The sequence below is a fragment of the Actinotalea ferrariae genome, from assembly GCF_019733465.1.
Classification (GTDB): Bacteria; Actinomycetota; Actinomycetes; order Actinomycetales; family Cellulomonadaceae; genus Actinotalea; species Actinotalea ferrariae_A.
Genome location: NZ_JACVQL010000215.1, coordinates 1 through 8,353, shown reverse-complemented (window position 1 = coordinate 8,353; position 8,353 = coordinate 1). Strand labels below are relative to the sequence as shown.

4 protein-coding genes and 2 pseudogenes are annotated in these 8,353 nt (G+C 75.5%); 3 read left to right on the top strand and 3 right to left on the bottom strand.

Going from position 1 to position 8,353, the window contains the following annotated elements; translation table 11 throughout:
• Both ICW40_RS15885 and ICW40_RS15880 read right to left on the bottom strand, forming a co-directional pair.
• Window positions 1-321: pseudogene (locus tag ICW40_RS15885) on the bottom strand (zinc ribbon domain-containing protein); the annotation flags it as partial.
• Between the two features lie 66 nt (window positions 322-387).
• Window positions 388-1,770 (bottom strand): hypothetical protein, encoded by a 1,383-nt coding sequence (locus ICW40_RS15880; RefSeq protein WP_221654989.1) that lies wholly within the window; start codon window positions 1,768-1,770, stop codon window positions 388-390.
• Window positions 1,771-1,870: 100 nt separating this feature from the next.
• Between ICW40_RS15880 and eccCa the strand changes: the two genes are divergently transcribed.
• The 3 genes from eccCa (at window position 1,871) to ICW40_RS15865 (ending at window position 8,022) form a co-directional block, all read left to right on the top strand.
• Window positions 1,871-5,887: a type VII secretion protein EccCa gene (gene eccCa, locus ICW40_RS15875; RefSeq protein ID WP_221654988.1), complete on the top strand. Its 4,017-nt coding sequence runs from the start codon at window positions 1,871-1,873 to the stop codon at window positions 5,885-5,887.
• 93 nt (window positions 5,888-5,980) lie between these two features.
• Entirely contained in the window at window positions 5,981-7,039 is a 1,059-nt protein-coding gene (locus tag ICW40_RS15870) for an ABC transporter ATP-binding protein (protein ID WP_221654987.1), read from the top strand.
• On the top strand, window positions 7,036-8,022 hold the full coding sequence (locus tag ICW40_RS15865) for a hypothetical protein (RefSeq protein WP_221654986.1): 987 nt from the start codon (window positions 7,036-7,038) through the stop codon (window positions 8,020-8,022). Before ICW40_RS15870 ends, ICW40_RS15865 begins: the two co-directional genes overlap by 4 nt.
• Before the next feature lie 12 nt (window positions 8,023-8,034).
• Here the strand turns inward: ICW40_RS15865 and ICW40_RS15860 are convergent.
• Window positions 8,035-8,353: pseudogene (locus ICW40_RS15860) on the bottom strand (hypothetical protein); the annotation flags it as partial.

Below are 8,353 nucleotides of genomic sequence, written 5' to 3'. Positions count from 1 at the left end.
GGCGCTGACGGCCCGCCACGCGTCGCCGGCGTGCGCGACCTGCGCGCCGACGGGCACGGGCGTGATCGCGCCCTGGGGGAGCGACGCGACGGCACCGGCGGGCTGCGAGGCGACCGCCCCGGGACCAGCCTGGGGACCTCCGCGGGCGCGGCGGTCACGCGACGGGCGGCCGCCCCACTGCTGACCACCGCCGACGTCGGCCGCGATCTCGCGGACCGCGGGCGTACCCGTGAGCACCGAGCCGCAGCGCGTGCAGAAGGAGCTGCCCGGGGCGACGGCCGCGCGGCAGGTGGGACAGGTGGCCTCCACCGGAGAGCTCACCTCCACCTCCGAGTCTCGAGCGTGGCGGTCGGCCCGCCCGGCGGCGACAGCGTAGCAACGGCCACGTCAGGCCGACGTGACCAGCCGGAGGACCTCGACGACGCCGGCCGCGGTGAGCGCAGCCGGCAGCGCGAGCGCCGTCGAGAGGCCCTCGAGGGTGTCCGCGAGGCGCGAGAAGCCGACCGACCGCCAGCCGCGGCCGACAGCGACGCTCAGCGCCGCCACCCCGAGGCCGAGGCCGATCGCCGCGCCGGTCGCGGCGGTCGCCACCGGCCCGCCGCTCGCGGCGCCGAGCACGCCGAGCTCGACGAGCAGCAGGGCGGCGCTCACGCGCGGTGCCCAGCGCACGACGGCGCCGCGCGTCGTGCGGGGCTGGAGGTTGAGGGAGAGCGCCACGAGGAGGACGGCGACCAGGGCGGCCCACCCGGTCAGCCCGCCGGGCTCGGCCGACGCCAGGACCATCGGCGCCGTCACGGGCGGGACGAGCGCGACGAGGACGGTCCCCGCGTCGCGGCGACGCTCGGCGCTGCGCACGCTCCGCACGACCATGCGCCGGTTCACCGCACCCAGCGGCTGCGGGGTGGGCGCCCGCACGCTCGCGGCCGTGGTCGCGACCTGCGCGACGTCGATGAGCTGCTCGTCGGGGACGTCCACGGCGAGGGTGGGCAGGGCGCGCACCAGGAGGGGCACCGCGCCGAGCATCGCGGCCGAGGCGAGGACTGCCGGCAGGCCGAGGAGCAGCACACCCGCGGAGATGGCGGAGGCGCCGGCGAGGAGCACGAGGAGGATGCCGGCGTGGTCGGCGGCGTCGTCGCGGACGCGGCGGGTCGCGGCCCAGCGCGCGGCCGTCACGACGGTCGCACCCACGAGCGCGGCCACGCCGAGCAGCTGCCCGGCGGCCGCGACCTGCGGGTCGACGGTGATCGCACCGGCCGCCGCGCCGGCGAGCGCGGCGACCGCGGTGGGCCACAGCGACCCGGTGGCACCAGGGCGCCTCCGGAGCACGGCGAGCGCGAGCCCTGCGAGCATCAGCGCGCCGGCGACGGCCCACCGGTCGGCCGGCGCGAGCGGCGCCGACGCGCCGTCCATCCCCAGCACGACCGTCGCCGCGACGACGACGGCGGCCGCGCCGGCGACGCCGAGCCACCAGGGCGACGTCGTGGGGCGTGAGACGGCCGGGTCGCTGACCTCGTGACCGCCGCGTGCGACGCGGACGACGCGCGGTCGGCGCAGCACGTGCAGCACGGACCCGTCGGGCAGCTGCTCGCCGGTCGTGGAGTAGGGGTCGAGCTGCTGACCCGCGGAGTCGACGACGGTGAGGCCCGGGTCGTCGAGGTCGGCGCCCGCCGCGCGCAGCACGTCGTAGACGGACGCGCCGTGGGGCATCGCGACGTCGAGGGAGCGTTCACCCAGACGCAGGCCCACGAGGGACCGGGCGGGTGATGTCACACCGTCTCCCCTGAGCGATCCGCGCACGCCTGGACGCGCTCATATTAGGGTGTGCGCCGGGTCCTCCGGCCCACCGCATCACGAGGGAGAGCCCGACGAGATGACCGCAGCGCCCGTCGGTGGACCCAGCGGCACCCGGATCACACCGCCGTCGGTGCCCACGGGTCGCATCCAGGTGCTCCCGCCACCCGAGATCACGCCGTCCGACGGCATCAGCGGCATGCTCACGACCCTCATCCCCATGCTCGGCTCCGCGGGCTCCATCGTCTTCGTCGCGCTCGCAAGCCCGGGGCCGCGCGGCATGATCGCCGCCGGCATGTTCCTCGTCGCGTCGCTCGGCTTCGTCGGTGTGAACGGGTGGCGGCAGCGCTCCCAGCACCAGGCCACCGTCGTCGGCGCCCGGCGCGAGTACCTCGCCTACCTCGGCGAGCTGCGCGACACCGTGCGCCAGGCCGCGCGGGCCCAGCGGCGGCGCGCGCACTGGGACAACCCCGACCCGACGGCGCTGCCGGTCGTGGCCGAGGAGCGCTCGCGCGTCTGGGAGCGCCAGCCGGACCACGAGGACTTCCTCGAGGCGCGGATCGGCCTGGCCGACCAGGCGCTGTGCCTGACCCTCGACCCGCCGGAGACCGCGCCCCTCGCGCAGCTCGACCCGGTCGCGGCGTCGGCGGCGCACCGCTTCATGGTCACGCACCAGACGCAGCACGACGTGCCCGTCGCGATCGACGTCCGCTCCGTCGCACGCGTCGAGATCACCGGCGACGAGGCGGACGTCCGCGGCCTCGCGCGCGCCGTCGTCAGCCACCTGGCGGCGTTCCACTCGCCGGAGCACCTGCGCATCGCCGTCCTCGCCTCGCCCGAGGCGCTCGGCGACTGGGACTGGGCCAAGTGGCTGCCGCACACCCACAGCACGCGATCGCGCGACGCCGTCGGGCCCGCGCGCATGATCGGCGCGTCGCTCAGCGAGGTCGAGGACCTGCTGCCCGAGGGGCTGCACGACCGGCCGCGCTTCGGCCAGAACGAGAGCCCGCTGCTGCCGCACCTCCTCGTGGTGGTCGACGGCGGCGAGGTGCCGCCGGGCAACGCGGTCCTCACGTCCGACGGCGTCATGGGCGTCACGGTGCTCGACCTGCCCGAGCGCTGGGACGACCTCAGCGACCCGCGCACGCTGCGCCTCACGCTCGGCGCCCGGCAGGCCGCGCACCGCACGCCGTCGGGCGCGCCCCGGCTGCCCGTCGAGGTGCTGCACCTGGGCCGCACACCCCTGCACGCGACGGCCGACCACATGTCGCTCGCCGACGCCGACGCCGCGGCCCGCCGGCTCACGCCGCTCTACCTCGAGTCCGGTCCGCGCGCCGAGGACTCCCCCGCCGTCTCGGCCGAGCTCGTCGACCTCCTCGGCATCGGCGACGTGCGCGACTTCGACCCCTCGGTGCACTGGCGGCCTCGGCTGCAGCGCGACCGGCTGCGCGTGCCGATCGGCCTCACGACGCAGGGGCAGCCCATCGCGCTCGACATCAAGGAGTCCGCGCAGCAGGGCATGGGGCCGCACGGCCTGATCATCGGCGCGACCGGCTCCGGGAAGTCCGAGGTGCTCCGGACGCTGGTGCTCGCGCTCGCGCTGACGCACTCGTCGGAAGAGCTCAACTTCGTCCTCGTCGACTTCAAGGGTGGCGCCACCTTCGCCGGCATGGCCGACATGCCGCACGTGTCGGCGATCATCACGAACCTCGGCGAGGAGCTCACGCTCGTCGACCGCATGCAGGACGCCCTCCAGGGCGAGATGACGCGACGCCAGGAGCTGCTGCGCGCGGCGGGCAACTTCGCGAACGTCACGGACTACGAGAAGGCGCGGGCGAACGGCCGCACCGACCTCGAGCCGCTGCCCGCGCTCCTCATCGTCGCCGACGAGTTCTCCGAGCTGCTCTCCGCGAAGCCCGAGTTCGTCGACCTCTTCGTCGCGATCGGCCGCCTCGGGCGGTCGCTGCAGATGCACCTCCTGCTCTCCTCGCAGCGGCTCGAGGAGGGTCGCCTGCGCGGCCTCGAGTCCCACCTCTCCTACCGGATCGGCCTGCGCACGTTCTCGGCCGCCGAGTCCCGCACCGTGCTCGGCGTGCCGGACGCGTACACGCTGCCGCCCGTGCCGGGCATGGGCTACCTCAAGCCCGACACGACCACGATGATCCAGTTCCGGGCCTCGTACGTGTCCGGTCCGCCGAAGGGCCGGCGTCGCGCGGCCCGCGGCGGCCCTGCCGGCCGCACCGCGAACGAGCGGATCGAGCTCTTCACGGCCGCACCGGTGCGCGGCGACGAGACGTCGCAGCTCGAGGAGGCGCCCGTCGTCGACCTGGGCGAGCCCGAGGAGACGCGCGCGACGTTCGACATCGCCGTCCAGCGGATGGCGGGCCAGGGCCGGCCGGCCCACAAGGTGTGGCTCGAGCCGCTCGTCGTGCCGCACACGTTCGACCAGCTCATGCCCGACCTCGCGCCCGACCCGGCGCTGGGCCTGGTCTCGGCCGGCTGGCGGTCCGCGGGTGACCTCGTGATCCCGCTCGGCATCGTCGACCGCCCGCTCGAGCAGCGCCGCGAGAACCTCACGCTCGCCCTCGGCGGGGCCGCCGGTCACATGGCGATCGTCGGCGGTCCGCGCACGGGCAAGAGCACGGCCGCCCGGTCGGTCGTCACGGCGCTCGCCCTCACGCGCACACCGCTCGAGGTGCAGTTCTACGTGCTCGACTTCGGCGGCGGCACGTTCAGCCCGATGGCGAAGCTCGCGCACGTGGCGGGCGTCGCGAGCCGGGCCGAGCCCGACGTCGTGCGGCGGATCATCGCGGAGATCGACGGCATCGTCGACGCGCGCGAGCTCTACTTCCGGCAGAACGGGATCGACTCCATCGAGACGTACCGCCAGCGCCGGGCGCAGGGGCGGGCCGACGACGGCTACGGCGACATCTTCCTCGTGGTGGACGGCTGGAGCACGATCCGCGCGGAGTTCGACGAGCTCGAGGCGGAGATCCAGACCCTCGCCGGGCGCGGCCTGACGTTCGGCCTGCACCTCGTCGCCACGGCGAACCGCTGGATGGACTTCCGGACGCAGGTGAAGGACGTCTTCGGCACCAAGCTCGAGCTGCGCCTCGGCGACCCGATGGACTCGGACATCGACCGCCGCGTCGCCGTCAACGTGCCCAAGGACCGGCCCGGCCGAGGCATCACCACGACCAAGCACCACGTGCTCACGGCGCTGCCGCGCGTCGACGGCGACGGCGACGCGTCGAGCCTCGGCACCGGGGTCGACCACCTCGTCGAGACCGTCAACTCGGCGTGGCAGGGACAGTCCGGGCCCAAGCTGCGCCTGCTGCCCGAGCACATCGCGCTCGACGAGGTGCGCGCGGCGTCCGCACGCGGCGTGGGCGCGCACGACCGGCACATCCTGCTCGGAGTCGACGAGGCGGCGCTCGCGCCGGTCGGCATCGACCCGACCGACGAGTCGCACCTGTACGCGTTCGGCGACGGCGGCTCGGGCAAGTCGGCCCTGCTCCGCGGCATCGCGTCCGAGGTGCAGCGCCTCTACACGCCGAGCCAGGCGCAGATCTTCGCGATCGACTTCCGCCGCTCGCTCCTCGGCGAGATCCCGGACGACTACCTCGCCGGCTACCTCACGACGCAGGACCAGGCGCAGGGCGAGATCGCCGGGCTGGCCGACTACCTGCGCGGGCGCCTGCCGGGACCCGACGTCACACCCGAGCAGCTGCGCGCGCGCTCGTGGTGGTCCGGTGCCGAGGTGTTCATCCTCGTCGACGACTACGACTTCGTCTCGACGTCGACGGGCAACCCGCTCACGCCGCTGGTGCCGCTGCTCGCGCAGGCCGGCGACGTCGGCCTGCACCTCGTCCTCACCCGCCGCACGGGTGGTGCCAGCCGCTCGATGTACGAGCCCGTGCTCCAGTCTCTGCGCGACCTCGCGGCACCCGGCCTCGTGCTCTCGGGCAGCCCGGACGAGGGGGCGCTCATCGGCGGCGCGAAGCCGGTCCCCGGGCCGGCCGGCCGCGGGCAGCTCGTCACGCGCGACCGCGGGCGTCAGGTGGTCCAGCTCGCGTTCACGCCCGCGACCCTGTAGTCCCCGACTCGGCGGGCCTCCCCCGGCGCCGATCATGCGTTCGCTAGCCTCGCCGCACCGCCGTGCCCGTGCGCGCGGCCGAGGGGGAGCCGCATGCCTGCCGACGTCGCCGTCGAGACCCGTGCCCTGCGCAAGACGTACAGCTCCCTGAAGGGGCGCCAGGTCGCCGTCGTCGGCCTCGACCTCGACGTGCCGACCGGCGGGGTGCACGGCTTCCTCGGGCCCAACGGCTCGGGCAAGACGACGACCATCCGGATGCTCCTCGGCCTGATCCGCCCGGACTCGGGCTCGATGAGCCTGTTCGGCCACGAGGTCCCGAAGCGGCTGCCCGAGGTCATCGGCCGCGTCGGCGCCATCGTCGAGTCGCCCAAGCTCTTCCCCGCCTTCTCCGGACGGCGCAACCTCGTGCTGCTCGCCGACGCGATCGGCGCCCCGCGGTCCCGCGTGGACGAGGTGCTCGACGAGACCGGGCTCACGGACCGCGCGGGCGACCGGTACTCGAGCTACTCCCTCGGCATGAAGCAGCGCCTCGCGATCGCCGCGACGCTGCTCAAGTCGCCCGACCTGCTGATCTTCGACGAGCCGACCAACGGCCTCGACCCGGCCGGCATCCACGAGATCCGGCGCACCATGCGTCGCCTCGCCGACGAGGGCCGGACCGTCCTGGTGAGCAGCCACATCCTGGCCGAGGTCGAGCAGGTGGCCGACACGGTGTCGATCATCGGCCGCGGGCGCCTGCTCGCGAGCGGGACGGTGGCCGACGTGATCGGCGACCGCACCGCGGCGGTGCGCGTGGGCGTCGCCGAGCCCGAGCGCGCGGCCGCCGCACTGCACGCGGCCGGCCTCCAGGTCCGGCCGGACGGTGCGCACCTGCTCGTCGAGGGGGAGCCGGCGGCCGCGCGGATCACGTACCTCCTCGCGCAGCAGGGCCTGTGGGTGCACGAGCTGACCCCCGTGCGCGCGGGCCTCGAGAGCGTCTTCCTCGAGCTGACCCGCGCGGACACCCTGGGCGCGCCCGACGGCGCCTCGCCCAGCGCGCCCGACGGCGCCTCGCCGCAGCCCCACGCGCCCGCGCCGCCGGCAGCCCCGTCACCACCCGGGCCCGACGACGGCACGACGCCGTCCCGCCGCACCCGCGGAGGTGCGCGATGAGGCTCCTCGGCGTCGAGGTCCGGCGCCTGCTCGCGCGACGCATGCTGCTCGCCGCCGCCCTCGCGGGCGTCGCGGCGGTCGTCCTCATCACGCTCGGCATCTGGTCGAGCACCCGGCCGCTCACGCAGACGCAGCTCGACGCTGCCGAGCGCGCCTACCAGGCCGAGGTCGAGCGCTGGGAGGCCGACGGCGACGAGATGCTCGCCGACTGCGAGGAGGCGGAGGCCGCCGAGCGCGACCTGACGGGGGACGACGTCGACTTCGGCTGCGACCAGATGGAGCCGCAGCGCCAGTGGTTCTTCCCCGAGCGCCCCGCCTTCGGTGACGTGGCGGCGGACGTGCTCGCCACGTCCTCCGTGCTGCTGCTCGTGCTCGTGCTCGTCGTCGGCGTCTCCGCGACGGCGGCGGAGATCAGCACGGGCGCGCTCGGCACGTGGCTCACCTTCGTCCCCCAGCGCCTCCGGGTCCTCGCCTCCAAGCTCGCGAGCGCGGGCGTCGTCGCCCTGCCGCTCGTCGCCGGGCTGCTCGTCCTCCTGCTCGCCGGCCTGTGGGTGGCGCACGCGGTCAACGGCGCGGCGGGCGGCACCGACGCGGAGGCGTGGCGCGACATCGCGGGGACCGCCCTGCGGATCCTGGCACTCGGCGCCCTCGCTGGGGTCGTCGGTGCGGCGCTGGGCGTGCTCCTGCGCCACACCGCCGCGGCGCTCGGGCTGCTCGTCGGCTGGGCGCTCGTGGTCGAGTCGATCGTCGCCGGGCTCGTCCCCGCGCTCCAGCCGTGGCTGCTGCGCACGAGCGTCGCGGCGTGGGTCCAGGACGGCACCACCTACTGGACCACCGAGTGCACCGTCACGGCCGACGGGACCAGCTGCCAGGGCGTCGAGCACCACGTCTCGCTCACGCACGGGAGCCTGTGGCTCCTCGCGCTCACGGTCGTCCTCGTGCTGCTGACCGGCGCCGTCTTCCGCCGCCGCGACGTCGTCTGACGCGTCAGGCGGTCACTCGACGACGCCGCGTCCCGCGCGGGCGGCCTGCTTCGCCTCGCGGCGCGCCTCGCGACGGCCCGAGCGCTCGGCCCGCTCCGCCCGCCGTCGTGCACGCAGCGACGCGGTCGAGTAGCGCGCGCGCAGGCGCTGCCCACCCGGCACCGCGGCGTGCATCGCCCGGACGGTCGCGTCGACCTGCGCCCAGTACGCCTCGACCTGCTCCGGCGTGGGCTCACCCGGACCGAACACCATGGCGTCCGCACCCGCGGCGAGGCCGGCGACCGGTCCGCCGACCCCGGCGGCACGGCGCCCGTGCAGCTCGGGGTTGGGC

Excerpts from the sequence above, each read along its gene's own strand:
- eccCa (WP_221654988.1), top strand. The coding sequence starts at position 1,871 with ATGACCGCAGCGCCCGTCGGTGGACCCAGCGGCACCCGGATCACACCG.
- ICW40_RS15870 (WP_221654987.1), top strand. The coding sequence starts at position 5,981 with ATGCCTGCCGACGTCGCCGTCGAGACCCGTGCCCTGCGCAAGACGTAC.
- ICW40_RS15865 (WP_221654986.1), top strand. The coding sequence starts at position 7,036 with ATGAGGCTCCTCGGCGTCGAGGTCCGGCGCCTGCTCGCGCGACGCATG.